At 32.9% G+C, this 24018-nt stretch carries 22 protein-coding genes; 6 read left to right on the top strand and 16 right to left on the bottom strand.

The window, feature by feature from the left end; translation table 11 throughout:
• Position 1 precedes the first annotated feature (1 nt).
• From ACUUYC_RS11740 to ACUUYC_RS11685, 12 genes are all read right to left on the bottom strand, one after another.
• Complete coding sequence (locus ACUUYC_RS11740) at positions 2–1057, bottom strand: NAD(P)/FAD-dependent oxidoreductase (RefSeq protein ID WP_474266032.1); 1056 nt, start codon at positions 1055–1057, stop codon at positions 2–4.
• A 40-nt stretch (positions 1058–1097) separates the two neighbouring features.
• Positions 1098–1679 (bottom strand): precorrin-2 dehydrogenase/sirohydrochlorin ferrochelatase family protein, encoded by a 582-nt coding sequence (locus ACUUYC_RS11735; RefSeq protein WP_474266031.1) that lies wholly within the window; start codon positions 1677–1679, stop codon positions 1098–1100.
• Positions 1680–1683: 4 nt separating this feature from the next.
• Positions 1684–2460, bottom strand: a complete 777-nt coding sequence (gene cobA / locus ACUUYC_RS11730) for a uroporphyrinogen-III C-methyltransferase (RefSeq protein ID WP_474266030.1) — start codon at positions 2458–2460, stop codon at positions 1684–1686.
• Positions 2453–4546, bottom strand: coding sequence for a HEPN domain-containing protein (locus ACUUYC_RS11725; RefSeq protein ID WP_474266029.1), 2094 nt, complete (start codon positions 4544–4546; stop codon positions 2453–2455). The genes cobA and ACUUYC_RS11725 overlap by 8 nt, the downstream gene beginning before the upstream one ends.
• 182 nt (positions 4547–4728) lie before the next feature.
• Positions 4729–5976: a sulfate adenylyltransferase subunit 1 gene (locus ACUUYC_RS11720; protein ID WP_474266028.1), complete on the bottom strand. Its 1248-nt coding sequence runs from the start codon at positions 5974–5976 to the stop codon at positions 4729–4731.
• A gap of 16 nt (positions 5977–5992) precedes the next feature.
• Positions 5993–6898, bottom strand: a complete 906-nt coding sequence (gene cysD / locus ACUUYC_RS11715) for a sulfate adenylyltransferase subunit CysD (protein ID WP_474266027.1) — start codon at positions 6896–6898, stop codon at positions 5993–5995.
• Between the two features lie 10 nt (positions 6899–6908).
• Positions 6909–7523: a phosphoadenosine phosphosulfate reductase domain-containing protein gene (locus ACUUYC_RS11710; RefSeq protein ID WP_474266026.1), complete on the bottom strand. Its 615-nt coding sequence runs from the start codon at positions 7521–7523 to the stop codon at positions 6909–6911.
• A gap of 1 nt (position 7524) precedes the next feature.
• Complete coding sequence (locus ACUUYC_RS11705) at positions 7525–7776, bottom strand: DUF2061 domain-containing protein (protein WP_474266025.1); 252 nt, start codon at positions 7774–7776, stop codon at positions 7525–7527.
• Positions 7777–7901: 125 nt separating this feature from the next.
• Positions 7902–9080, bottom strand: coding sequence for a trans-sulfuration enzyme family protein (locus tag ACUUYC_RS11700; RefSeq protein ID WP_474266024.1), 1179 nt, complete (start codon positions 9078–9080; stop codon positions 7902–7904).
• Positions 9081–9145: 65 nt separating this feature from the next.
• On the bottom strand, positions 9146–11548 hold the full coding sequence (gene thrA, locus ACUUYC_RS11695; protein WP_474266022.1) for a bifunctional aspartate kinase/homoserine dehydrogenase I: 2403 nt from the start codon (positions 11546–11548) through the stop codon (positions 9146–9148).
• Positions 11549–11568: 20 nt separating this feature from the next.
• A complete protein-coding gene (locus ACUUYC_RS11690) occupies positions 11569–12561 on the bottom strand; it encodes an alpha/beta fold hydrolase (protein WP_474266021.1) in 993 nt (330 codons plus the stop codon).
• Between the two features lie 11 nt (positions 12562–12572).
• Positions 12573–13868, bottom strand: a complete 1296-nt coding sequence (locus ACUUYC_RS11685; protein ID WP_474266020.1) for an O-acetylhomoserine aminocarboxypropyltransferase/cysteine synthase family protein — start codon at positions 13866–13868, stop codon at positions 12573–12575.
• 986 nt (positions 13869–14854) lie between these two features.
• On the opposite strand from ACUUYC_RS11685, the gene metK reads away from it, so the two are divergent.
• The 3 genes from metK to ACUUYC_RS11670 all read left to right on the top strand — a co-directional run bounded on the left by metK (position 14855) and on the right by ACUUYC_RS11670 (position 17783).
• Entirely contained in the window at positions 14855–16111 is a 1257-nt protein-coding gene (gene metK, locus ACUUYC_RS11680; RefSeq protein ID WP_474266019.1) for a methionine adenosyltransferase, read from the top strand.
• A gap of 319 nt (positions 16112–16430) precedes the next feature.
• Positions 16431–17186, top strand: coding sequence for an eL34 family ribosomal protein (locus tag ACUUYC_RS11675; protein WP_474266018.1), 756 nt, complete (start codon positions 16431–16433; stop codon positions 17184–17186).
• Between the two features lie 72 nt (positions 17187–17258).
• Positions 17259–17783 (top strand): DinB family protein, encoded by a 525-nt coding sequence (locus ACUUYC_RS11670; protein ID WP_474266017.1) that lies wholly within the window; start codon positions 17259–17261, stop codon positions 17781–17783.
• A gap of 194 nt (positions 17784–17977) precedes the next feature.
• On the opposite strand, the gene ACUUYC_RS11665 is transcribed toward ACUUYC_RS11670, so the two are convergent.
• A complete protein-coding gene (locus ACUUYC_RS11665; protein WP_474266015.1) occupies positions 17978–18559 on the bottom strand; it encodes a hypothetical protein in 582 nt (193 codons plus the stop codon).
• 283 nt (positions 18560–18842) lie between these two features.
• On the opposite strand from ACUUYC_RS11665, the gene ACUUYC_RS11660 reads away from it, so the two are divergent.
• The 3 genes from ACUUYC_RS11660 to ACUUYC_RS11650 all read left to right on the top strand — a co-directional run bounded on the left by ACUUYC_RS11660 (position 18843) and on the right by ACUUYC_RS11650 (position 21803).
• Positions 18843–19403, top strand: a complete 561-nt coding sequence (locus tag ACUUYC_RS11660) for a hypothetical protein (protein WP_474266014.1) — start codon at positions 18843–18845, stop codon at positions 19401–19403.
• 65 nt (positions 19404–19468) lie between these two features.
• Complete coding sequence (locus tag ACUUYC_RS11655) at positions 19469–20461, top strand: Gfo/Idh/MocA family protein (protein WP_474266013.1); 993 nt, start codon at positions 19469–19471, stop codon at positions 20459–20461.
• A gap of 67 nt (positions 20462–20528) precedes the next feature.
• Positions 20529–21803 (top strand): paraquat-inducible protein A, encoded by a 1275-nt coding sequence (locus ACUUYC_RS11650; protein ID WP_474266012.1) that lies wholly within the window; start codon positions 20529–20531, stop codon positions 21801–21803.
• Between the two features lie 144 nt (positions 21804–21947).
• Here ACUUYC_RS11650 and ACUUYC_RS11645 read toward each other — a convergent pair whose 3' ends face one another.
• The 3 genes from ACUUYC_RS11645 to ACUUYC_RS11635 are packed head-to-tail and all read right to left on the bottom strand — an operon-like array spanning position 21948 to position 24012.
• A complete protein-coding gene (locus ACUUYC_RS11645; protein ID WP_474266011.1) occupies positions 21948–22607 on the bottom strand; it encodes a response regulator transcription factor in 660 nt (219 codons plus the stop codon).
• On the bottom strand, positions 22604–23386 hold the full coding sequence (locus ACUUYC_RS11640; RefSeq protein WP_474266010.1) for a sensor histidine kinase: 783 nt from the start codon (positions 23384–23386) through the stop codon (positions 22604–22606). Before ACUUYC_RS11640 ends, ACUUYC_RS11645 begins: the two co-directional genes overlap by 4 nt.
• Positions 23362–24012 (bottom strand): hypothetical protein, encoded by a 651-nt coding sequence (locus ACUUYC_RS11635; protein WP_474266009.1) that lies wholly within the window; start codon positions 24010–24012, stop codon positions 23362–23364. Before ACUUYC_RS11635 ends, ACUUYC_RS11640 begins: the two co-directional genes overlap by 25 nt.
• Positions 24013–24018: the final 6 nt, after the last annotated feature.

Below are 24018 nucleotides of genomic sequence, written 5' to 3'. Positions count from 1 at the left end.
ATTAATATATCGCTTGTACTATTTCTTTTTTTGCTTCTTTTTTAGAACCATCAAAACCTTCTACACCAGAAACCGTAGTGTATTTCATTACATATTTTTTACCTGGATTGATACGTTGATATGCACTTTGACACATAATAGCAGCTTCATGAAATCCTGAAAGAATAAGCTTCAATTTTCCTTTATACGTGTTTACATCACCAATAGCATATACGCCCGGAATATTCGTTTGATAATCGTATGAATTGTCTACTTTGATTGCATTTTTTTCAATGTCTAATCCCCAATTTCCTAGTGGACCTAATTTTGGAGAGAGTCCAAATAGTGGAATGAAATGGTCTACTTCTAAAAGTTCTGGCTCTTCTCCCTTTTTTGTAATCGTTACTCCTGAAAGTTCACCTTCTCCATGCAAATCTGTAATTTCCGCAGGCGTAATTAGATTAATTTTTCCTAGATTTTTGAGTTCTTGCACTTTTTCTACAGAATCTAAAGCACCACGAAATTCGCTTCTTCGATGTACAAGTGTTACTTCTGAAGCTACATTTGCTAAGAAAATAGACCAGTCTAACGCTGAATCGCCGCCGCCAGCAATGACTACTTTTTTGTCACGATATACTTCCGGATCTCGAATGATATACGCAATTCCTTTGTCTTCATATTTTTCAATTCCTGCAATTGGTGGTTTTCTTGGTTCAAAAGAACCCAATCCACCAGCAATAACAACTACTGGCGCCTGATGTTTTGTTCCTTTATTTGTGGTTACAACAAACGTATCATCTTCCAAGCGCTCTAAAGTTTCTGCACGTTCTCCTAAGGTAAATCCAGGTTCAAACGATTCTATTTGTTTTAGTAAGTTTTTCACCAAATCTCCTGCTAAAATCTCTGGAAATCCTGGAATGTCATAGATTGGTTTTTTAGGATAAATTTCAGAACATTGTCCACCTGGTTGTGGCAACGCATCTATTAAGTGTGTTTTTAGTTTTAATAATCCTGCCTCAAAGACAGTAAAAAGACCAGTTGGCCCAGCGCCTATTATTAGTATATCTGTTTGTATCATTTTAATATTAAGTATTGAAATTTAGTATTGAGTATTGAGACTATTTTTTGTCTAATAGTGTTTCTGTGAGTTCGTTTAATGTATCAACTTTGTATTCAAAATCGCCTTTAAGCCTCTTTCGATACACATGTAAATTTTGCACAAGTTCGTTGATGCTTTCTGGAATAATTTGTTCAAAAAACTGACGTAAACGTTTTGCTGTCGTTGGTGATTTCCCATTGGTGGAAATTGCAATTTTCACATTTCCTTTGGTTACAATTCCGCCTAAATAAAAATCGCAGTATTGTGGTTGATCTGCCAAGTTTACCAATAGACTTCTTTGTTTTGCCTCTAAGAATATATTCAAGTTTACCATTTGATCATCAGTTGCCGCAATTACAATGTGTTTTTCATCTAAATATTCTTTGGCATACACATCTTCTATAAGTATTACTGTTTGATGTGTTTCTGCTAATGTTCTGATTTCTTCTTTTATAAAAGGTGCCACTAATGATACTTTTGCATTAGGGCTTGATTTCAGTAAAAAACTTAATTTTTCTAAACCAACATTGCCACCACCAACAATAAGTACATTCAGTTGATTTACTTTTAAAAATATCGGATATAGTTCATTTTTGTCCATAACTTTATATAACTTTTCTCAGAGGAAAAGCGTTTTTATTGATTGATTCATAACTCTTAATTTGCCTTGTAGCTTCATTTACAACTTCTCCAATGACTATGATCGCTGGCGCTGAAATGTTTTTGTCTTTTACTTTTTCCACAATTGAATCGACTGTTCCAAAAACTGACTTTTCATTGTTTGTTGTTCCATTTTGAATAATTCCAACTGGAATTTTGTGTTTTCCTTCCGTTTTAAATAGTGTTACTATTTCCGATAGTTTTCCCATTCCCATAAGAATGACAACAGTTGCAGAAGATTTCGCCGCTAAGGCAACATCTGATGATAGTTTTCGCGCCGAAGTTGTTCCAGTGATTACCCAAAAACTTTCAGAAACACCTCGTTTTGTTAGTGGAACTCCTAAGTGTGCAGGAACCGCAATCGCAGATGTTATTCCAGAAACTATAGCTGTTTCTAGTCCGTATTGTTTTGCATATTCAATTTCTTCTGCGCCACGTCCAAATATGAATGGATCGCCGCCTTTTAAACGAACTACATGTCCAAATTCATTGGCGTTTTTCACAATAAGTTCGTTGATTTCATCTTGACTGTACTTGTGGAATCCTTTTCGTTTTCCCACAAAAATGTGAATTGCATTTGGCGCGTACTCCAATAATTCTCTATTGACTAATGCATCATACAATACTACATTTGCAGCTTTTAATACTTTTACTCCTTTTAGCGTAATTAGTTCTGGATCACCTGGTCCAGCTCCTAATATTGTTAGTTTTGGTTTATGCATGTGTTAGTTCCTCCTTTCTGTAGGTTTTAAGTTGTTGTAAAAACCAAACTGCATCTTTTAAATAGCTTTTCGCAAATACTTCAGTCGGTTCATTTTGTTTAATTTGATATATGAATGTTGCAAAAGTATCAGGCAATTGCACTTTTTTAGTTTCCACAAATACGGCATCAAATTGATTGATAATCGTTGCATGCGAGTTTGTTTTTTGTTGTGCAGAAAGTAATAACGCTTTCGCTGAATTTACAATGGCAGCATAGGTATGATAGATACTATCACTGTATAATTGATTGCGCAATGCAGCTGAAGCGTTTTCTATTTTTTCTTGACTTTCTAATAGTAATGTTTCTATCAGATCAATAACAACTCCGGCACATTCACCAATACCAACCGCTTTTACATATGGTTTTTCATTTCCCCAATCAATAAAATCATCTTGCTGAAGTTCAGTACTATCAGATAATGGTTTTAATAAATTATAGAAATACGGTTTTCCTTGTCTTTCATAATAGTCTGAGAAAGATTCATTCTCAGTTTCATTCGCTTTAAAATCATTTAAGATTTGACGCAATGCTATTGGTCCGCGTTTGCTAGGAATTTTTAATACTTTGTCTGCAAAACGACCTTTTCCATCTCCCAAAATACCGCCACCTAGTAATATTTGCAATGCTGGCGCAACAAGTTTTCCTGCTTTTATGGTCATTCCTTGAAAACCTATTTCTGCCATGTTGTGTTGTCCACAGGCATTCATACAACCACTTATTTTTATGGTAATGTCTTTTGTGGTAATGAATTCTTGATGTTCTGCCGCAATTACTTTTTCCAACTCTGTTGCAATTCCTGTACTGCTTGCAATTCCAAGATTACACGTATCTGTTCCTGGACAAGCTGTAATGTCTACCAGTTTATTGTAACCAGTTTGTGTAAACCCTAGTTTTGTTAATTCTTGATAAAAAAATGGAATAAATGCTTTTCGAACATGACGAATGAGTATGTTTTGACGTAATGTAAATCGTAATTCATCTGCTGCATACTTCTTGATTAAGTCTGCTAACAATCGTGCTTTGTCTGTATAAAAATCTCCTAAAGGAACTCGAATTCCGATAGCAACTAATCCTTTTTGTTTTTGAGGAATGACATTTGTTGTTTTCCAAGCTTGATAAGCTGCTTCATCTTCAATTGTTACTGTTTCAACTGAATACTCTTGAAATGTTGGTGCAACTTCAAATGCAGCCGTTTCTATTACAACTTTAGTTTGTGACAATGCTTTTCGTTCTGCATCTATCAATTTTGCAAATGCTTCTAAACCTATATCTTTGACTAAGAATTTCATTCGTGCTTTTCCTCTTTTAGCACGTTCTCCATATCGATCAAATACACGCAACGTTCCTTCTATTAATGGAATAATTTCATCCGCAGCTAAAAATTCATATAACACATCTGCATGTCTCGGTTGTGAACCCAATCCGCCACCTAATAACACTTTAAAACCACGAATTCCATTTTCAATTTTCGCTATAAATCCTAAATCATGAATGTATGATAATGCCGTATCTGCATCTGTTGTCGAGAAAGAGATTTTAAATTTTCTTCCCATTTCTTGTGAGATTGGATTTCGCAAGAAGAATTTGAATGTTGCATCTGCATAAGGCGAAACATCAAAAGGTTCGTCAATATCTATTCCTGCGGTTTCACTTGCTGTGATATTTCGTACTGTGTTTCCACAAGCTTCACGCAATGTGATATCATCTTTTTCTAGTTGTGCCCAAAGTTCAGGTGTTCTATCTAAGCTTACATGATGAATTTGAATGTCTTGCCGTGTTGTAATGTGTAATCTTCCTGTTGAATATTCATCTGCAACATCAGCAATTCTGTGCAATTGTGCGCTTGACACTTTTCCATAAGGAAGTTTGATGCGAATCATTTGTACACCATGTTGACGCTGACCATATACACCTCTAGCTAAACGAAGACTTCTAAATTTTTCTTCGTCTACTTTTCCTTCTTTGAATTGGCGAATTTTTTGTTCTAATTCGATGATGTCTTTTTCGACAATCGGGTTTTCTATTTCTGTTCTAAAGCTTTGCATTTGTTTGATTTTCAAGTATTAAAAAAGTCCTTTTGAGTTGTGTTTCAAAAGGACTTTTATTAAAAATATAGATACTATTTTTACGTCATGTTCCTTTTGTTTTTAGAAAGATGCTTTTGCAACACATAATCATGCATCGAGTTGAATATTTTGTAGTATGATTTATCATATTATTTTTCAAATTAGTTAATAAACCCAACTCCAGCAGTTGTGTTCGTTTGTAAATCGATGAGTATAAATCCGCCATTGTGTTTGTTTTTTTGATAACTATCAAAAAACAACGGTTTACTTAGTTTGAGTTGAATGTTCCCTATTTCATTGAGCTGAAGTTCAGATGCCGCTGTTTTTTCTCCTGAAAAATTAGTTTCTTCAATTGTATGTACATCAACAATTTTTGCTAATACGTTATGTACTCCATGTTGTAAACTATATTTTGCGGCAGCCGTTAATGGCTTTTTGTCCATCCAACAAATAGTAGCTTGTAATTCTTTTTCTATCGTTGGTTTTTCGGATGCTTTTACAATCATATCACCTCTACTTACATTGACATCATCTTCTAGCGTTAACGTGATAGAACTTCCTCTTTCTGCACGTTCAAATTTTTCATTGTAGAAATAGATTTCTTTTACTTTTGATTGCGTTCCAGAAGGCAATACCGTGACTTCATCACCTACTGTTATTTCGCCACCGTAAAGTTTTCCAGCATATCCTCTAAAATCATGATATGCTTCCGTTTTTGGTCTGATTACTGTTTGTACAGGGAAACGAGTTTGCGCTTCTTCATATACATCTTGCGCTTCAATTTGTTCTAAATGTTCTACTAATGTTTTACCAGTATACCAAGACATGTTTTCAGATTTTTCAACTACATTGTCACCTTGTAATGCACTTACTGGAATACATGTAATGTTTTGTTCTTTATACGTCGTTTTTGAGATTAACGTTTGTATTTCTTCCTGTACAGCATTGTATTTTTCTTCGGAAAAATCAACCAAATCCATTTTGTTTACTGCAATAATAATATCCTTCACACGCAATAAATTATTGATATAAAAGTGACGCGATGTTTGTTCTATCACTCCTTTTCTAGCATCAATTAGAATAATTGCTACTTGTGATGTAGATGCTCCAGTTACCATGTTTCTTGTATATTCCACATGTCCTGGAGTATCAGCAATGATATAACTTCTGTTTGCCGTAGAGAAGTAAATATGTGCTACATCTATTGTAATTCCTTGTTCGCGCTCAGCAACCAATCCGTCAGTTGCCAGCGAAAAATCTAGGTAATCAAATCCTCTTTGTTTGCTCTTTCGTTCTATTGCTTCCAATTTATCATCTGTCAATGATTTTGTATCGTATAGAATTCTACCTATTAAGGTACTTTTTCCATCATCTACACTTCCTGCGGTTGCTATTTTTAATACATCCATTTTTTAGCTCTTTTTATTAAAAATATCCTTGTTTTTTTCTTTTTTCCATCGCTGCTTCCGAACGTTTGTCATCTATCCGTGCACCACGTTCCGATATCGTTGATTTTCTAATTTCTTGTACTACCGAAGCAATATCATATGCTTTTGAAAGTACTGCTGCCGTACAACTCATGTCACCTACTGTTCGAAATCGAATTACGCGTTCTTCTGTTTCTTCATCTTCTTCTCGGTATACAACCTCATCATTTGCAGACCAGATTAATCCATCTCTTAGGAAAGTTGCGCGCGTATGTGCAAAATAGATTGATGGAATTTCTATGTTTTCTTTTTCTATATAGCTCCACACATCTAGTTCTGTCCAATTTGAGATTGGAAATACGCGTACATTTTGCCCTAAATTTATTTTACCATTTAGCATATCAAATACTTCTGGGCGCTGGTTTTTTTCATCCCATTGTCCAAAATCATCTCGTACAGAGAAGATACGTTCTTTTGCTCTTGCTTTTTCCTCATCTCTTCTGGCACCACCAATACATGCATCAAAACCAAATTCTTCTATTGCATCTAATAGTGTTTCTGTTTGCAACATATTTCTGCTTGCGTATTTTCCAGTTTCTTCTGTTACTTTACCAGCATCAATATTGTCTTGCACATTTCGCACAATTAGTTTTAATCCTAATTTTTCCACTAGTCTATCACGAAACTTTATCGTTTCCGGAAAATTATGTCCTGTATCTATATGTAATAAAGGAAATGGAATCTTAGCTGGAAAGAATGCTTTTTGAGCTAATCTGACCAACGTAATAGAGTCCTTTCCACCAGAGAATAACAATACTGGTTTTTCAAATTGCGCAACAACTTCTCTAAAAATATGTATTGCTTCGCTTTCTAATACGTTTGTTTGTAATACTTTCGTACTCATATCTTTTGTCTTATGAATGCAATCCGCATTCTCTATTTTCTAATACTTTTGTTGGATCGAAATATTTGAATTCGTTTGGAATTCCATGCTCTTCTAAATACATATCTAATTGTTCATCTGACCAATTATAAAAAGGGCTTACTTTTAATACGCCATCTTTTCCTTGTGAAACAATATCTATGGAACTTCTAAATGCTGTTTGTCCTTTTCTAAGATTCGTAAACCAAATGTTTGGTTTGTGAAACTCCATTGCGCGTCTGAAAGGTTCTAACTTTACTTGTTCCGTAAATAGTTTATGCTTTTCATCATCAATATCAGGTATTCCTAATACTACATCTCTATGAGCCGAAGTTTGTTTTGGTACATACAAATCGATATTTAATCCTAACTGCTTTATTAAAATTTCCGCATGTTTGTATGTATTTCGGGTATTATAACCTGTATCACACCAAATCACATCAAGATCTGATTTTACTTGCGTACACGCATGCAAAATTGCGCCTTCATACGGTCTAAAATTTGTCGTTACAACCGCTTTTCCTTCTTGTTCTAAAGCCCATGAAATAATTTCAGCAGGCGTTTTTGTTTGTAATATTTCGTTTATTTCTTTAATATTTACACTCATCTTATTTTCCCCATTTTATAATATTCCATAATCTTTCATGAAAAAAGTACAATACCATTTTTGTGACCATTTCTATAGATCCGATTGCAAAAGCCACACTCAATGTACCTGTAATCAACCAAGAAATTAAAACAGTATCTAATGTTCCTATGATTCTCCAACTGATTGATTTCACAAAACTGCGCAACGGTTTTTCAGAATTTACGTCTGTTTTATAATCGCTTTTATTTCTGACTATTTGATTTAAAATCATGTTTTTTTAATTAAAATACTAATACTCTATAGACTTACTAGATTAAGTGTCAAATGTATTTCTTTTTTTATTAAGAACATACATTGTTTGAGGTTAAAAAGTGTTATATTTTTAAAGCTTGTTGTTTAAATTGTTAATATTTTTAAGGCTTGGTCTACATCATGAATAATATCGTTTACATTTTCTAATCCTACAGAAATACGAATGAGTCCGTCAGTAATACTGGTTTCCAAACGATCTTCTATCGATAGTTTACTATGCGTCGTAGAAGCAGGATGCGTTACAATACTTCGTGTATCACCCAAGTTTGCTGATAATGAACACATTTGAATATTGTTTAGAAATTTTCTTCCTGCATCAACACCACCTTTTACTTCAAACGCAACTACATTTCCACCAAGCTTCATTTGCTTTTTGGCAATTTCATATTGTGGATGCGATTTTAAAAAAGGATATTTTACCCAATTGACTTCGGGATGATTTTCTAAGAATTCAGCAACTTTCAACGCATTTTCACAATGACGATCTACACGAACTGCTAAGGTTTCTAAACTTTTGGATAACATCCATGCATTGAATGGTGATAATGCAGGACCTGTATTTCTTGCAAATAGATAAATTTCACGAATTAAATCTGCTCGCCCAACTGTAACGCCGCCAAGTACACGACCTTGCCCATCAATAAGTTTCGTAGCTGAATGAATCACCAAATCTGCTCCAAATTGTATAGGCTGTTGTAAATATGGTGTTGCAAAACAATTGTCAATAATTAAGATGAGATTGTGTTTCTTGGCAATCTTCCCTAAAAGCTCCAAATCTATAATATCAACGGCTGGATTTGTAGGCGATTCTGCATATAATACTTTTGTATTTGGTTTAATTAATGATCCAATAGTGTCTATTTCGTTTACTTTGAAATAGCTCGTTTCTATATTCCATTTTGGTAAAAACTTTGTAAATAAACTATGTGTTGAACCAAATATTGATCGTGATGAAACAATATGATCGCCACTATTTAACAATGCCGCAAATGTGGAAAATACTGCAGACATTCCTGTAGCAAATGCATGACCATCTTCCGCGCCTTCCATTTTACAAATTTTGGACACAAATTCAGATGTGTTTGGATTGGTAAATCGGCTGTAAATATTTCGTTCTTTTTCTTCCGCAAAGGAAGCACGCATATCTTCTGCATCTTCAAATACAAAACTTGAAGTAAGATATAATGGACTGGAATGTTCTAAGAAAGTTGAGCGTTCAAGTTGTGTTCGAATCGCTTGTGTTTCTATATGTTGTGAATTCATTTTTTTGTTGTTTGTTGCTCGTAAAAAATATTTTACGTTTTTAATTTAGCATTTAATATTTAGTGTTATAATTTCTCCGTCAAGCGTAAAATATCTCCAAAAACTCCTCTTGCTGTTACCGCCGCACCAGCACCAGCACCTTGAATTACTAAAGGTTGTTCTTTGTATGCTTCTGTATAGATTTCGAAAATAGAATCGGAGCCTTTTATTTGTCCCAGTGCACTATTGCTTGGTACAGAAATTAACTTTACTTCCAAGATTCCTGTTTCAGTTGATAAGTCACCAACATAACGCAATACATGATTTTCTTGTTGATTCGCTTTGATAAGTTTATATGTTTTATCTAATTCAGTTACTTTCTTTTTGAATGTTTCCAACGAAATGTGTTGTAAATCATTTGGCAATAAGCTTTGAATCGTTATATCTGATAGTTCATGTTTTAAATCGAGTTCTCTTGCGAGAATTAATAATTTCCTCGCTACATCATTTCCAGATAAATCTTCACGTGCATCAGGTTCTGTAAATCCTTTTTCTTCTGCTTGTTTTAATACTGTACTGAATGGAATTTCTTCCACTGAGAATGTATTAAACAGATAACTCAATGATCCTGAAAATACGCCACGTATTTTTTTGATTTTTTCACCTGACTTATGTAATAATTTGATTGTATCAATTAATGGCAATCCGGCTCCAACATTGGTTTCGTACAAATAATTCCTCTGATATTTTTTGAGTTGCTCACGCAATGTTGAGTAGAACGAATACTCAATTGTATTTGCAATTTTATTTGCCGAAACCAAATCAAAGCCATTTGTAACTAAACTTATATAATCATGAATAAAGTCTTTACTTGCAGTTGTATCAACCGCAATGAGATTTTCTAAATGGTTTGCTTTCGCATAATCTATAATTTGTTGTAAGGTGTATGCAGTTTTTTCTTTTTTAAACTCAGTTTTCCAATCGTTTACAATTCCACTTTTATCTAAATACACATGTTGTGAATCTGCTACAGCAAACACATTTAACTTGATATTATTTTTTTCAAGTAGGTCGCTTTTACTTTGTATAATTTGATCTACCAATGTTCCTCCAACCAAACCTTTTCCAAAAACAGCTATGTTTACCTTTTTAGAGATTCCAAAAATTTGACTGTGAATCACGTTGACAGCTTTATGTAGTTGTGATTTTTTCACAACCAAACTCACATTTTTACCAGAAACTGTATTGTTAAATAATACCGGAACAACCTGATTTTTAATCAATGCTGTATATGGCTTATGGAATTCACTTAAATCTTGCCCAACAATTGAAATTACAGCGACATCATCAATAACAGATATTTTATTGACATCTTTGGTGTAAAAATCGTCTTCAAATTCTTTTTCTAACGCAATAATTGCTTTTGAAGCTTCATCAACATTAATAACAACTCCAATTCCACGTTCAGAAGAACCTTGTGAAATAATACTCACATTGATATCATTTTCACCCAATGTTTTAAAAATTCGAGCATCTACTCCAACTCTACCAAGCAAACCTCTTCCTTCCAAGTTAACCAATGCTACATTGTCTAATACTGAAATTGATTTGATACCCTTTGTCGTTGTTTTTTGTGTAATAATAGTTCCATTATCTGAACTGTTGAACGTGTTTAAGATTCGCAATGGAATGTTCTTTTCAATTAAAGGAACAATCGTTTTTGCATGTAATATATTTGCGCCAAAGTTTGCCAATTCATTGGCTTCATTAAAAGACAATGCTTCTATTTTTTTGGCATCAGTAACCAGTTCAGGATTTGCTGTAAAAATACCGTCAACATGTGTATAGTTTTGTAATTCCTCTGCATCTAAAAAATTCGCTAATAAAGCTGCAGTATAGTTACTTCCATTTCGTCCTAGAGTTGTCGTTTCATTATTTTTGTTTGAAGCAATAAATCCAGTAACTATGTTAACGGTATTTCCATTGTGTGATTTAAAATGATTAATGATATTTTTTCTTGAAATTACATCCAAAGGACGCGCATTTCCAAAAACATCATCCGTTTTTATCAGTTTTCTTGCATCTGTAAAATGCGCATTTACGCCTTCTTTTTTAAGTAAATTTGTCACCAGCTTTGCTGAGATAATTTCACCTTGAGATACTACTTTATCTTTTATTTTTTCGCTATAATCTCCCAATAAAGAAACACCTTGAAATAAGTTTTCCAATGTTGTAAACTCTTCCGAAAAATCTAATGATCTTTCTATTTGACTTTGATATGCTTTAAAAGCTGTCAATTGCTCATGATACCATTCTTTACGTGAAGCTTTTTCCAACATCTCTAGCAATTCTTCTGTAGCATTACCGCGCGCAGATAACACAACTGCAATGTCTTCTTGCTGTTTTACTTTCTCTTTAATAATCTGGATTGCGGTTTTAATTCCTTTTCCATTTGCAAGAGATTTTCCGCCAAATTTTAAAATTTTCATATCTTTTTCTTTCTTTTTCTTTACACTATTGAGGTTGATGGCACTTTAAATATATTTCTCAGTAATAGACTTAATTGTTCGTATTCTATTAAGAAAGCATCGTGTCCATGTATGGAATCAATTTCATCATAATAGATGTCTGATTTGATATGCTTTAAGCGCTCATAAGTTTCTCTGTTTTCGGCTGCCGTAAAAAACACATCTGTATTGATACTTATCATGTGAATTTTTGATGTAATGTTTGCCACTACTTTTTCCAATGGTTCACGTGATCTAGTAATATCAATGGTTTTTAATAGTTGATTCATCAATTTATAAGCAGCTAATTGAAAGCGACTTTGTAGTTTTTCACCATGATGCAACAACCAACTTTCCGTATTAAAAGCACCTTGTTCTTTGTTTAGCGTTCGCTGAAATTTTTCTTTTAAAGAACCTGGCGTTCGATAACACAACATTGCATGAATACGCGCATCTTGAATCGGTTGATTCGAATTTTCCAAAATTCGTTCTTGCAAAAAACAATTCGCAATTAACCAATCGGAAGACTTCCAATCAGAAGCTATCGGAATTAAATGTTCTATCAAATTCGGTTCTAATGCTGCAATTTCCCATGCTATTCCTCCACCTAACGATCCACCAATAGCAGCAAAAAGAGTATTGATTTTTAAATGTTCTAATCCTCTAATGAAAATCTTTGCAATATCTCTTGCTACAAAATCCTTGTACTGCTCAATAAGTCTTTCTTCATTCGAAAACCCATTCCCAGGAATGTTAAAACTCAGTATGCGAAAATGATTGGTATCAATGCACTTTTTTGAACCAACTAATGTTTTCCACCAACCATTTTCACCTGTAACTTCCGAGTTTCCTGTCAGCGCATGATTTACTAAAACAATTGGCGCATCCGCACTATCTGAACCAAAAATTTGATAACTCAACTTTAGGTTCGGATAGTACGCACCACTTTCGGTAAAGAAATCCGTAATTGTAATATCTGAAGTGTTTTTTGCCAAAATAGCTGTATTTATGATGCTGGAATTCCCGCTGTTATGTTTTCAAATACCGTTTGTAAATCTGCTTTTAGATCTTCTACATCTTCCAATCCGACAGACAAACGAATTAAATCTTGTGTTACACCAGTAGACGCTTGTTGTTCAACATTTAATTGTTGGTGTGTTGTACTTGCTGGATGAATGATTAATGATTTTGTATCTCCGATATTTGCTAATAATGAGAATACTTTCGTTTCATCGGCAATTCGTTTTGCGGCTTCATATCCGGCTTTAATTCCGAAGGTTACAATTCCACTTTGCCCTTTTGATAAGTATTTTTTGGCTAGAGCCTGATAATTGCTAGTTTCCAATCCAGGGTAATTTACCCAAGCAACTGCTTCTTGTGTTTGTAGCCATTTTGCTAATTCTAATGCATTTTGACTATGTTGTTTGATACGAATTGGCAATGTTTCTAATCCTTGAATAATTTGAAACGCATTGAATGGACTTAATGCCGAACCAAAATCACGTAATCCTTCGATACGAACTTTGGCAATAAATGCAGCTTCTTTTAATGCTTCGCTATATACTAAACCGTGATAACCTGCTGAAGGTTCTGTAAATTCTGGGAATTTTCCGTTTGTCCAGTCAAAAGTTCCTGCGTCAATAATAGCGCCACCTAATGCCGTTCCGTTTCCGTTAATGTATTTTGTAAGTGAGTGAATGACAATATTTGCGCCATGCTTGATAGGATTCAATAAGTAAGGAGTTGCAATCGTATTATCAACGATTAATGGAATTTTATTTGCTTGTGCTTGTGCTGAAATAGCTTCAATGTCTAATACGTCTAGTTTTGGATTCCCTAACGATTCAATAAAAATAGCTCTTGTATTTTCCTGAACAGCATCGTTAAAACTGTTTTCTTGGTCTGGATCAACGAATGTTGTTGTAATTCCTAGTCTTGGCAACGTTACGTTGAGTAAGTTGTACGTTCCGCCATATAAACTATTGGAAGCTACAATATGATCGCCTGCTCTAAGTAATGTAAGGAATGTTGTAGCAATTGCGGCAGTTCCTGAAGCAGTTACTACTGCTGCAATTCCACCTTCTAATGATGCCAAGCGTTGTTCTAAAACATCATTTGTTGGATTGTTTATTCTTGTATAAATATTTCCAGGTTCTGCTAAGGAAAATAAGTTTGATGCATGATCCGAATTGTTGAATACATACGCTGTAGATTGATAAATTGGGACAGCTCTTGTTCCACCATTTTGTGTAGTGTCGTGTCCTGAATGTAATGCTTTTGTTGCGAATTTTTGTGTGCTCATGTTTTCTCTTTTTTATGTATTTGTTTCTTTTTTATTCTTGTGTATATGCTATTTATTTTTAATACCTTTTTGAAAATTTGTCATTATGATTTCAGTTCAAACCAAAAAAAAGTCCTTTTGGTAGTGTATTACCTAAAGGACCTTTTTATATAGATACGATAAACGTTTTATAGTTTATCAGGAACTTTTCGATAATAGCGGAGTTGACTACAGCATAGCATGCACATAGTCATCATCATACAACAACACATTGTCATTGTAGTTTTGAATCTTGCTATTTGAAAAATTGTTACCATTTGGTTTTTTGAAAAAAAATTAACTTAAAATATAATCATGAAAAAAGCCTCTGCAATTGCAGAGGCTTAAATTATTGTGAGATGCTTTTTTAAAGTTAGCGTAATACAATAGTGTCCTCTGCGGCATTTCTGCTACACATCATACAACACATCATATTTGAAACTTTATTAAACATTTTTCGTCTTTGTTTGGCACAAAGGTAATATCATAATTATTTAATATCCAAATATTTTTTAATAAATTTTACTTTTTAACATTTTTGTAATTAAACCATATTCCTCAATAAAAGATTAAAGAGTGCTACGCTTTTAGAATCAAGAGTCAAGATTTTACATTGACTATATAATTAACTGTTTGCTATCTCCTTAAGAGTTTTAGAAGCTATACATTGTGAGCTTAAAACGTAAAAAACTCTATTATAACTGAGCTTTGAAACATTTTGAATAATTTTAATTAGACACTAATAATTGTTAAATATTAATTTATATTTTTTTGTTGTTTATATCTAAGTAGATTTTCATACATTTGCACCTGATTTTTGAGGAAAAATTTGAACTGATTGCAACCTCAATTCTTGATATCGTCAAGAAATTAAAAAATGCTAAAGCAGTAATTTTCTACTTCTTTAGCCGACAAAGCAATCACTTTTTAGTTTTCCATCTAATATAATTTTTAAAAGAAGATTTATTATGTCATATTTTTTTACCTCTGAATCGGTTTCAGAAGGACATCCAGACAAGGTAGCAGATCAAATTTCTGATGCTTTAATTGATAATTTTTTAGCATTCGATCCTGAATCGAAAGTAGCTTGTGAAACCTTAGTTACTACAGGTCAAGTTATCTTAGCTGGAGAAGTAAAATCAAACACATATTTAGACGTTCAAAAGATTGCTAGAGAAGTAGTTAACAAAATTGGCTATACGAAAAGCGAATACATGTTTGATGGAAATTCTTGTGGAGTTTTATCAGCTATTCATGAGCAATCTGATGATATTAATAGAGGTGTGGACAGAGCTACTAAAGAAGAGCAAGGTGCTGGTGACCAAGGAATGATGTTTGGATATGCAACGAAAGAGACTGAAAACTTAATGCCTTTAGCTTTAGATTTATCACATTTAATGTTGATTGAATTGGCTGCTCTACGTAGAGAAAATGAAGATATCACGTATTTACGTCCTGATGCAAAAAGTCAGGTAACGATTGAATATAATGACGACAATGTACCTTCAAGAGTTGAAGCAATTGTAATTTCTACACAGCACGATGATTTTGATGAAAGTGACGAAGTAATGTTAGCGAAAATCCGTAAGGATATCGTTGAGATTTTAATTCCACGTGTAATAGCAAAATTAGATCCAGCAATTCAAGCTTTATTTGGTGATGATATTAAGTATCATATTAACCCAACAGGAAAGTTTGTTATTGGTGGACCTCACGGAGATACTGGATTAACAGGAAGAAAAATTATCGTTGATACATATGGTGGAAAAGGTGCACACGGTGGTGGAGCATTCTCAGGAAAAGATCCAAGTAAAGTAGATAGAAGTGCTGCATATGCAACACGTCACGTTGCTAAAAACTTAGTAGCTGCTGGTGTTGCTGATGAGATTTTAGTACAAGTTTCGTATGCAATTGGAGTTGTTGAACCAATGGGAATCTTTGTTGATACGTATGGAACTTCAAAAATAAACATGACAGACGGAGAGATTGCAAAGGTTGTTACTGAAGTATTTGACATGCGCCCTTCAGCAATTGAAAGTCGTTTAAACTTACGTACACCAATGTATAGTGAAACTGCTGCTTACGGACATATGGGACGTAAAAATGAAACGGTTTCTAAAACTTTCACAACTCCTTACGGAGAATCTAAAACAATGGATGTTGAGTTATTCACTTGGGAAAAATTAGATTACGTTGATACTGTAAAAACTGCTTTCGGATTGTAAGAAATTCGTAGCTTAGTTATATATTAAGAAAGCCGCTTCTTTAAAAAAAGAAGCGGCTTTCATCGTTAAAATATAACCTGATAAACTAATATTTTTTGTGTTGATTATAGTTCAAAATTGAAAAAATTATCAATGCGATCGTAAAAAAATGTAATGAGACACTTTATTTATGGAATGAGTGTATAAATACTTAGCATAAGAAAAATATACAGTATCGTATACAATTCGTAGACAGGTTACATTTATAGTTCTATTTACTATTCCTTTTGCCCAATTATATACTATCTTAAAAAAGTAATTTCATCCTAAGTTGGTATTCATGAACACGCATGATCATAAAGAACAAAAAAAACAGCAACAGTCTGTAGCAAATACTGTTTCTCAACGAAAACAGCCTACAAATGATACATTTCAATTTGTTGACAATAGACCAAAAGCAATTATTCAACAAAAAATAGTCAGTAATACTACACAAACCGAACCATCAAAAACAATTTCTAAATCAACAAATGATGTTGCGCAATTAGGTGGAAAAAAAAGAAAGAAGCCTAGTAGCAAAAGTGATAGCGATGATGAATATGTTCCACCTCACAAAAAAAGAAAACATCGACAAACTTTTAGCCAAAGACTGAGGAGAAGAGTCATTAGAAAAGCACCTAAAAACAAAAGTGGCTTGCATGTTTGCCCAGGTTGTGGAAAACCTTTGGCTGATAAAAAAGGGAGAGAAATAAAAACCTATTATACTAGCAAATCTGGGAAACGACACAATCAAGTATCTGGACAACTTGACCATTATCCACCGTGGGCTGGAAGGTTAAAAAAGTTAAAAAAACAACGAAAAAGTGACGCTGAAATCAGAGAAGATCATGATGATCCAAGCAGATTGAGACCTTTATGTGCCGTTTGCAATCAAAGTCATAAATTTGAGAACACAAAAAAATTACCTGATAGCGGGTTTTCCGATGAAGAATATTTCAGTGATGATGATGCTAGAGATGATGAAATTTGGAAAAAGTTTAGAAAAGATGGCAATGATGATAGTGGTGCAGGAGCCGGAGCTGGTATAGCAACTTAATTATTTTCTCGATTAATGTAATTCATATAAAAAGAGTAACTTCATCATGTTTTTAATTGTAAAATAACATCAATGACTTTCACAATTCATAAATCAATTGAAATATTAAGCAAAACTCCAGAAACACTAACTACATTACTAAATGGTTTATCAAATGAATGGTTGCACAATAATGAAGGTGAAAACACATGGAGTCCGTATGATATTGTAGGTCATTTAATTCATGGAGAAAAAACAGATTGGATTGTTAGAGCTAAAATTATCTTATCCAACAATGACAATAAAACGTTTGAATCATTCGATAGATTTGCGCAAGAAAATGATAGCAAAGGGAAAACTATTCAAGAATTATTAGCCGAATTTACAGAATTAAGAAAGCAAAATTTACACGAAATAGAAAAACTTCAACTCTCAGAAAATGATTTCGTAAAAAAAGGAATTCATCCTGAGCTAGGAGACGTTAATCTAAAGCAATTGTTAGCCACTTGGACTGTTCACGATTTAGGTCATATTGCTCAAATATCAAGAGTCCTAGCAAAACAATATACTACTGAAGTTGGTCCTTGGAAAGCCTATTTGGGAATTTTGAAACGCTAGAAAACACATTGGGAAATTATTGGTCTGGACAAAATCGCCAATAAATTTACTGCCGATTTACAACTTTCTGAAACTGCAATACTTCAAAGAGTTGTATGAAAAAAAGCAAGCGAATTTGAAATAAAAAAATGGAATAAGAAGTGCTTTTTTTGGGACGAATTGACTCCTTATTAATTAATTAGAAAAGAGATATTTTACTTATAACTACCACAATTTGCATTATAAAATTCAATTAATTTCTTAAGATTACTTCTTTTACGTTGCTCTTTTTTAGTAAATTTTACCAGAAATGCTTCACACGCATCTAACTTATTTAATAAGTTATTGAATTCGGTTTGATTACGAACATAGCCATGAAAAAAATCACTCACAACAAACGGAATATTCGGCATTCGCGTAGGATTGTGCTCAAATAATTTTATGTTCCCGGTATTGACTTTAATATCCATTAATGTGTACGAAACTGAATTATTTGGTGTTAACATTACGAATTCTTGCACATAAAAATTTTTGCTTTTTCGATATTGATGTACTTGATATACTTTATCGTATTCATACACAAGTTTTTTTCCGCTAGCTTTAACAACTTTTACCCGACCTACTTTATTGAACCCTCTGGAAAGTCTGATTTTTTCACCATAAATAGTATCACCAGTGTTGAGAATGATAAAATCTTTTTCACCTTCAAGTTGTGTTAATGCGGAAGATTTACATGACATACATAATATACTCATGATAAAAAGTCCAAATACATATCGAAAGAAATCGGTTTTCATAACTGTTACCTTATTTAAGATTTATAAAATTACAAAAGAGAACAGTCTCAAAACATACGATGTTTTACGTAGATTTAATAGCTTATACTAAGTTACTAATTCTTCTTATTTGATATATCATCTAAAACGAATTTCATTTTATCCATTGAGTATGACACATAATCAACTCATATTCACAATTTAAAAAGTTACACTTTAAAACTACACAGATTTGCAGCAATTTCATACCATAACACGGAAGCTGAAAAGTGAATAGAGTAAGCAAAACTATAATTATAGTGTAATGAAAAAATTATTTTTATGTTTAATTGTCATATTATTTTCTAGTTGTAATAAGCAATTAATGGAATATTGTAAAAGTGAATCCTTACCAAAATATGAAAAGTGTAAAAAGGATTGCGAATTATCCTTACCCAATCCTTCCTCTGGATTATCGAAAGAAGATGCCATCAAAAAATGCAAAGAAAAATGTATTGTGAAAAATTTGGAAGATCAGTTGAATTGTCATAATTCTAAAAACGCAAGATGCATACGAAAATGCACGCGAAAAAAAGCGAGAGCATGTAGAAAAGACAAAAGAGATTGTAAAAAAGAAGCCCGTCGAAATAAAAAGAATTGTATCAATACTGCAAGAAGAAATAAAAGAACCTGCATCCGAAATTGTAAAAGGAATTTAAAAGGTAAACAAAAAAGAAGATGTAAAAGAAGTTGCAGAAGAACTTTTAGAAGAGCAAAGAGAGATTGCAGAAGAATTTTTAGAGGCGAGAAAAGACAATGCAAATCAGTAAATTGTAAAAAAAGTAATTTTACCAATGAATGCATAACTAAATGTGTGAAAGGCTGATATGAAAATTATTTAAAAACCCGCTTATAATTCCCTAAATTTGGATGTATTTGAAACATCACAATATGCACAAAAAAACACATTGGGGAATTATTGGCTTGGGCAAAATTGCCAATAAATTCGCTGCAGATTTACAACTTTCTGATAACGCAATTCTTCAAGGAGTTGCTTCAAGAAGCATGGAAAAAGCAACCGAATTTGCATTAAAACACAATGCAGTCAATGCGTACGATTCCTACGAAAAACTTGTAAATGATCCTAAAATTGATGTCATTTATATTGCAACACCACATACATTTCATTTTGAAAATACACTATTGTGTTTGCAACATAACAAAGGTGTTTTATGTGAGAAGCCATTAGGAATCAATTCCACACAAGTGAAAACAATGATTACAGAAGCAACAACAAGAAACCTCTTCTTAATGGAAGCCGTTTGGACACGCTTTATGCCTTCTATTGAAAAAATGTTGGAACTTTTGGATGAAGAAATAATTGGAGAAATTACTAATATTCAAGCAGACTTTGGTTTTAGAAGTGAGTTCGATCCGGAAAGTCGTTTGTATAACAAAAAGTTAGCTGGCGGTTCATTGTTAGATATTGGCATCTATCCTATTTTCCTGAGTTTATTAACTTTAGGAATTCCAACAGATATTAAAACAATGGCGCGAATGACTACAACAAATGTTGATAGTTTTTGCGCGATGTTGTTTGATTATAAACATGGAGAAAAAGCAATTTTATCTTCTACTATTGAAGCTGATACTCCTACGGAAGCTTATATTCACGGGACAAAAGGCACTATAAAATTACACCGCAGATTCCATCAACCTTCAACAATTACACTGTTTAAAAACAACGAAGAAACTGTTTTTGAACTTCCATATACAGGAAACGGATATGTTCATGAAATTGAAGAAGTCAACAAATGTATTCGAAATGGTGAAACCGAAAGTTCTAAATTACCACTAGCAATTAGTGAACAATTAATTCAAATTATAGATCGTGTAAAATCGCAAATTGGGTTACACTACGAAGTTGATAATTTTGACGCTTAATTTTACAGAATGAAACAAAAGTCGAAATAGTTCGTCTTTTAAGTATACTATTTCCAAAACAACCAACGTGAATAAAAATCGTATTTCAAATAGCATCCTGATTTTATTATTGCTTGTGATAAGTTTTACAGCATTTACATCGTATCGTTTAGAAAACGAAAAAAGGACGTTAAAAGCTGATCTTATTGAACTTTCGGACATCAAGTATGGTATGTTTAATATTGATAAATGGGAAGAACAGTTTGCTGAAATTATCACGAAAAAACTAAAAGAATTAAAACTCACAGGAAGCGATCGGAAAGAAGCACGCGCTAAAGTTCAAGCTTTTTTATATGAAGCTATTGATAAGTTTGAAACAAGTTACAAAGCTGAAAATGACCGAAAAGCAGATTTCGGATCTGTATTACGAAATTTTGGCGCAGACTTTTTTGAAATTTTTGGTGAATTAAAACAACATGTTCCTGTCATTACTGAAGATATTCTTGATTTCTTGGAGAATGATGAAAATCGAGACAACATTAAAAAGTACATTCTTGAACAAATAAATTCGTATACAGACGGAACTTTTCAAAAGATAGATTACAGTACGTACAATACTATTATTAGCAAATACAATGCGCAATCTGGAGGCGATTGTAAAGAACTGATTTCTGAAAAATTTGAAGAAATCAACGGGAAACAAAACATTATAAACTTAGTTTTATTGTTTTCGTTTCTAAGTATTTTATTGATGATTTTCTTCGTAAAAAACCATTCAAAATTAAAAATTACACTCTATATTTTAGCAGCTTTGCATTTACTAATCTTAGGTGTTTTTCTTCCTATGATTGCTATTGATGCACGAATTTCTTCGATGGAATTACAACTCATGGGCGAACCAATTTCATTTACAAATCAAGTGTTGTATTATAAAAGCAAAAGTATCATGGAAGTTTCAAAAGTGATGTTATCACAAGGCGAAATCAAAGTGATGTTGGTTGGATTGTTGGTATTATTATTTAGTGTTATTTTTCCTGTATCGAAATTAATTTCAAGTATCTTATTATTGTTTAAACAGTCTCTTCAGAATAATAAAATCATTCGTTTTTTAGTGTTTAAAAGTGGGAAATGGTCAATGGCTGATGTCATGGTTGTTGCAATTTTTATGTCATATATTGGCTTTACAGGAATCATTTCGAGCCAGTTAGATCAGCTAGAAAACATTTCGTCAAGCTTACATGTATTGACAACAAACAATTCCGAACTTCAAAACGGTTTTTTCTTTTTTATGGGGTTTGTGATTATGAGTATTTTTATTTCACAAACGATTCAGAAATTGATTGATACATCGAAAGCAACGTAACTTAAAACAGCATTATGAAATAATGAAGAATCTGTTATCTAATGAGACAGATTGCAACGAATTAAACGTCAAGCTGAACTCGATTCAGCTTCTCATAACAGTTATATGTGTGATTCCGAATCAAGTTCGGAATGACGAAGTGACTTAAATAACAATCAACTTTTCTTTGATGGCTTTGATTACTAAACCTGCAATATTTTTTACACCAAGTTTGCTGATTAAGTTTTTACGATGTCCTTCAATCGTCCGCGTACTGAGAAATAGTTTTTCGGCAATTTCGACAGTTGTGCATTCTTGTGCTATGAGTTCTAACACTTCTAATTCGCGCGCAGTTAAGTGATAATCTTTTCCTATTTTTAAAGGTCTTCCAGATTTATTTTTTAATCCTTTCAACAATGCTTGCGATACAAATTCATTAAAATAAAAACCATTTTTCACAACTGTTTTTATGGCTTCTTCCAGTTCTTCGCGTGTTGTATCTTTTAATAAATAACCATTTGCGCCAATTTCCATTAAATATGAAATCATGCGTTCTTCTTTGTGCATGGTTAAGATTAAAATTTTCACATCCGGATATTCTTCTTGCAATTTCAACGTCGCATCAACACCATTCATTTCTTCCATTTCTAAGTCTAACAATATGACATCTGGCACATCATTTTTCAGCTTTGTAAACATATCTTTTCCATTGACAGCTTCCAAAACCAATGTAACACCTGAAATTTTATCGAGCAATGATTTTATACCTTCTCGGAATAAATTATGATCGTCTACTAAGCCTAATTGTATGTTGTTTTCAGTCATGCTATTGGTATATTAATCGTTGCTTTCATTCCTGATTTTTGAGCACTAAAACTAATGGTTCCTTCTAGTACAGACAATCTACTTTCTATGTTTTTTAGTCCAATTCCTTTTTGATTTACATATTCTTGTTGCATCCCAATTCCATCATCTTCATATACAATTTTCAACGTTTTTCTTTCAGTACTCATCATGATTGACATGTTTGATGCTAATGCATGTTTTAAGGTATTATTGATTAATTCCTGAATGATTCTGTACGTGTTTAATTCGTTTGCTTTCGCGATAGAACTCGTTGTAAAATCTGTAAAAGTTACTTTTATTTTACCTGTATCATTCACTGTTTGAGCTAAACTAGCAACAGCTTCTATTAATCCTAATTTTTCTAAAATTACAGGTCGTAAGTCTTGTGAAATATTCCGAACACTTTGAATCATATTGTCAAAAAGTGAACGCATTTTATCGGTAGTTGCCATTAATTCTTCTGGAGAAAGCTCCGAAGAAACCTGACTCAAATATAGTTTGGTTGTCGTTAACAAAGCGCCAACATCATCGTGCAATTCTTTTCCAATTCGGGTACGTTCTTTTTCTTCACCTTCAATAGCAACGGCTAACAATTCTCGTTGATAGTCAGCTTCAATTTTTTGATGATTTTTTTGTTGTGCTAGTAATCGTTTTTGATAGACAATAAAAAATAAAATTACCGCTAAAGCAAGCACAAAAATCATAACCATTCCGATGATTATGACTTGTAACGTTATTGTTGATTCGGATTCACCCATATAGCTATTATGAAAAAAATGACTAATACAATATTAACAATAGCATGCAATCCCCAAACTAAGAAATTAACCTCAGCAGCTTTTGTAGACAAACTATTACTAATAAAGAATAAGAGCAAGTTACTTGAAAAATATATTAAAAACCCTGCATTAAGCCAAAACATTGGATTCCGTTCTAGCGAAGCATATTTTACTTCTTTTAGTAATGCATAAAAATAGCTTATGGTTAAAAAGATGACTAATAGTCCTAATGTTGTTGTTGCATTTGAATTAAACGTACGTATACTTTGAAAAAAGGACATATTCACAATACAAAATACCGTAAATACTATGGCTGCTGTGGTAAAAACATATTTGGGAAATAGTTTATGCAAGGCATCTTTATAAATGTAAATAATACATAGGAATTCAATAATTGTATAAAAATGATATACAGGTAAGTTATTCTCTTTTTGATACCATAAAATATTTGCAATGAGTTCTGTGATGGAAAATAGAATAATTAAATAGAATAATTTTCGCTGCATTTGCGATAAACGATGGTACTTCCATATCGCTATAAGCAACGGAAGTACTATCGTAAGTGACGATATCAATCGCAGATTTCCAAAGAATTCTTTACTCATTTTATT

The organism is Kordia sp. E (genome assembly GCF_056033805.1).
This window is presented reverse-complemented; position numbering and strand designations above follow the sequence as displayed.

Excerpts from the sequence above, each read along its gene's own strand:
- ACUUYC_RS11665 (WP_474266015.1), bottom strand. The coding sequence starts at position 18,559 with ATGAAAACCGATTTCTTTCGATATGTATTTGGACTTTTTATCATGAGT.
- ACUUYC_RS11700 (WP_474266024.1), bottom strand. The coding sequence starts at position 9,080 with ATGAATTCACAACATATAGAAACACAAGCGATTCGAACACAACTTGAA.
- ACUUYC_RS11720 (WP_474266028.1), bottom strand. The coding sequence starts at position 5,976 with ATGGATGTATTAAAAATAGCAACCGCAGGAAGTGTAGATGATGGAAAA.
- cysD (WP_474266027.1), bottom strand. The coding sequence starts at position 6,898 with ATGAGTACGAAAGTATTACAAACAAACGTATTAGAAAGCGAAGCAATA.
- thrA (WP_474266022.1), bottom strand. The coding sequence starts at position 11,548 with ATGAAAATTTTAAAATTTGGCGGAAAATCTCTTGCAAATGGAAAAGGA.
- ACUUYC_RS11660 (WP_474266014.1), top strand. The coding sequence starts at position 18,843 with ATGAAAAAATTATTTTTATGTTTAATTGTCATATTATTTTCTAGTTGT.
- ACUUYC_RS11725 (WP_474266029.1), bottom strand. The coding sequence starts at position 4,546 with ATGCAAAGCTTTAGAACAGAAATAGAAAACCCGATTGTCGAAAAAGAC.
- ACUUYC_RS11635 (WP_474266009.1), bottom strand. The coding sequence starts at position 24,012 with ATGAGTAAAGAATTCTTTGGAAATCTGCGATTGATATCGTCACTTACG.
- ACUUYC_RS11740 (WP_474266032.1), bottom strand. The coding sequence starts at position 1,057 with ATGATACAAACAGATATACTAATAATAGGCGCTGGGCCAACTGGTCTT.
- ACUUYC_RS11640 (WP_474266010.1), bottom strand. The coding sequence starts at position 23,386 with ATGGGTGAATCCGAATCAACAATAACGTTACAAGTCATAATCATCGGA.
- ACUUYC_RS11675 (WP_474266018.1), top strand. The coding sequence starts at position 16,431 with ATGAACACGCATGATCATAAAGAACAAAAAAAACAGCAACAGTCTGTA.
- ACUUYC_RS11685 (WP_474266020.1), bottom strand. The coding sequence starts at position 13,868 with ATGAGCACACAAAAATTCGCAACAAAAGCATTACATTCAGGACACGAC.
- ACUUYC_RS11705 (WP_474266025.1), bottom strand. The coding sequence starts at position 7,776 with ATGATTTTAAATCAAATAGTCAGAAATAAAAGCGATTATAAAACAGAC.
- metK (WP_474266019.1), top strand. The coding sequence starts at position 14,855 with ATGTCATATTTTTTTACCTCTGAATCGGTTTCAGAAGGACATCCAGAC.
- ACUUYC_RS11670 (WP_474266017.1), top strand. The coding sequence starts at position 17,259 with ATGACTTTCACAATTCATAAATCAATTGAAATATTAAGCAAAACTCCA.
- ACUUYC_RS11735 (WP_474266031.1), bottom strand. The coding sequence starts at position 1,679 with ATGGACAAAAATGAACTATATCCGATATTTTTAAAAGTAAATCAACTG.
- ACUUYC_RS11645 (WP_474266011.1), bottom strand. The coding sequence starts at position 22,607 with ATGACTGAAAACAACATACAATTAGGCTTAGTAGACGATCATAATTTA.
- ACUUYC_RS11710 (WP_474266026.1), bottom strand. The coding sequence starts at position 7,523 with ATGAGTGTAAATATTAAAGAAATAAACGAAATATTACAAACAAAAACG.
- ACUUYC_RS11655 (WP_474266013.1), top strand. The coding sequence starts at position 19,469 with ATGCACAAAAAAACACATTGGGGAATTATTGGCTTGGGCAAAATTGCC.
- cobA (WP_474266030.1), bottom strand. The coding sequence starts at position 2,460 with ATGCATAAACCAAAACTAACAATATTAGGAGCTGGACCAGGTGATCCA.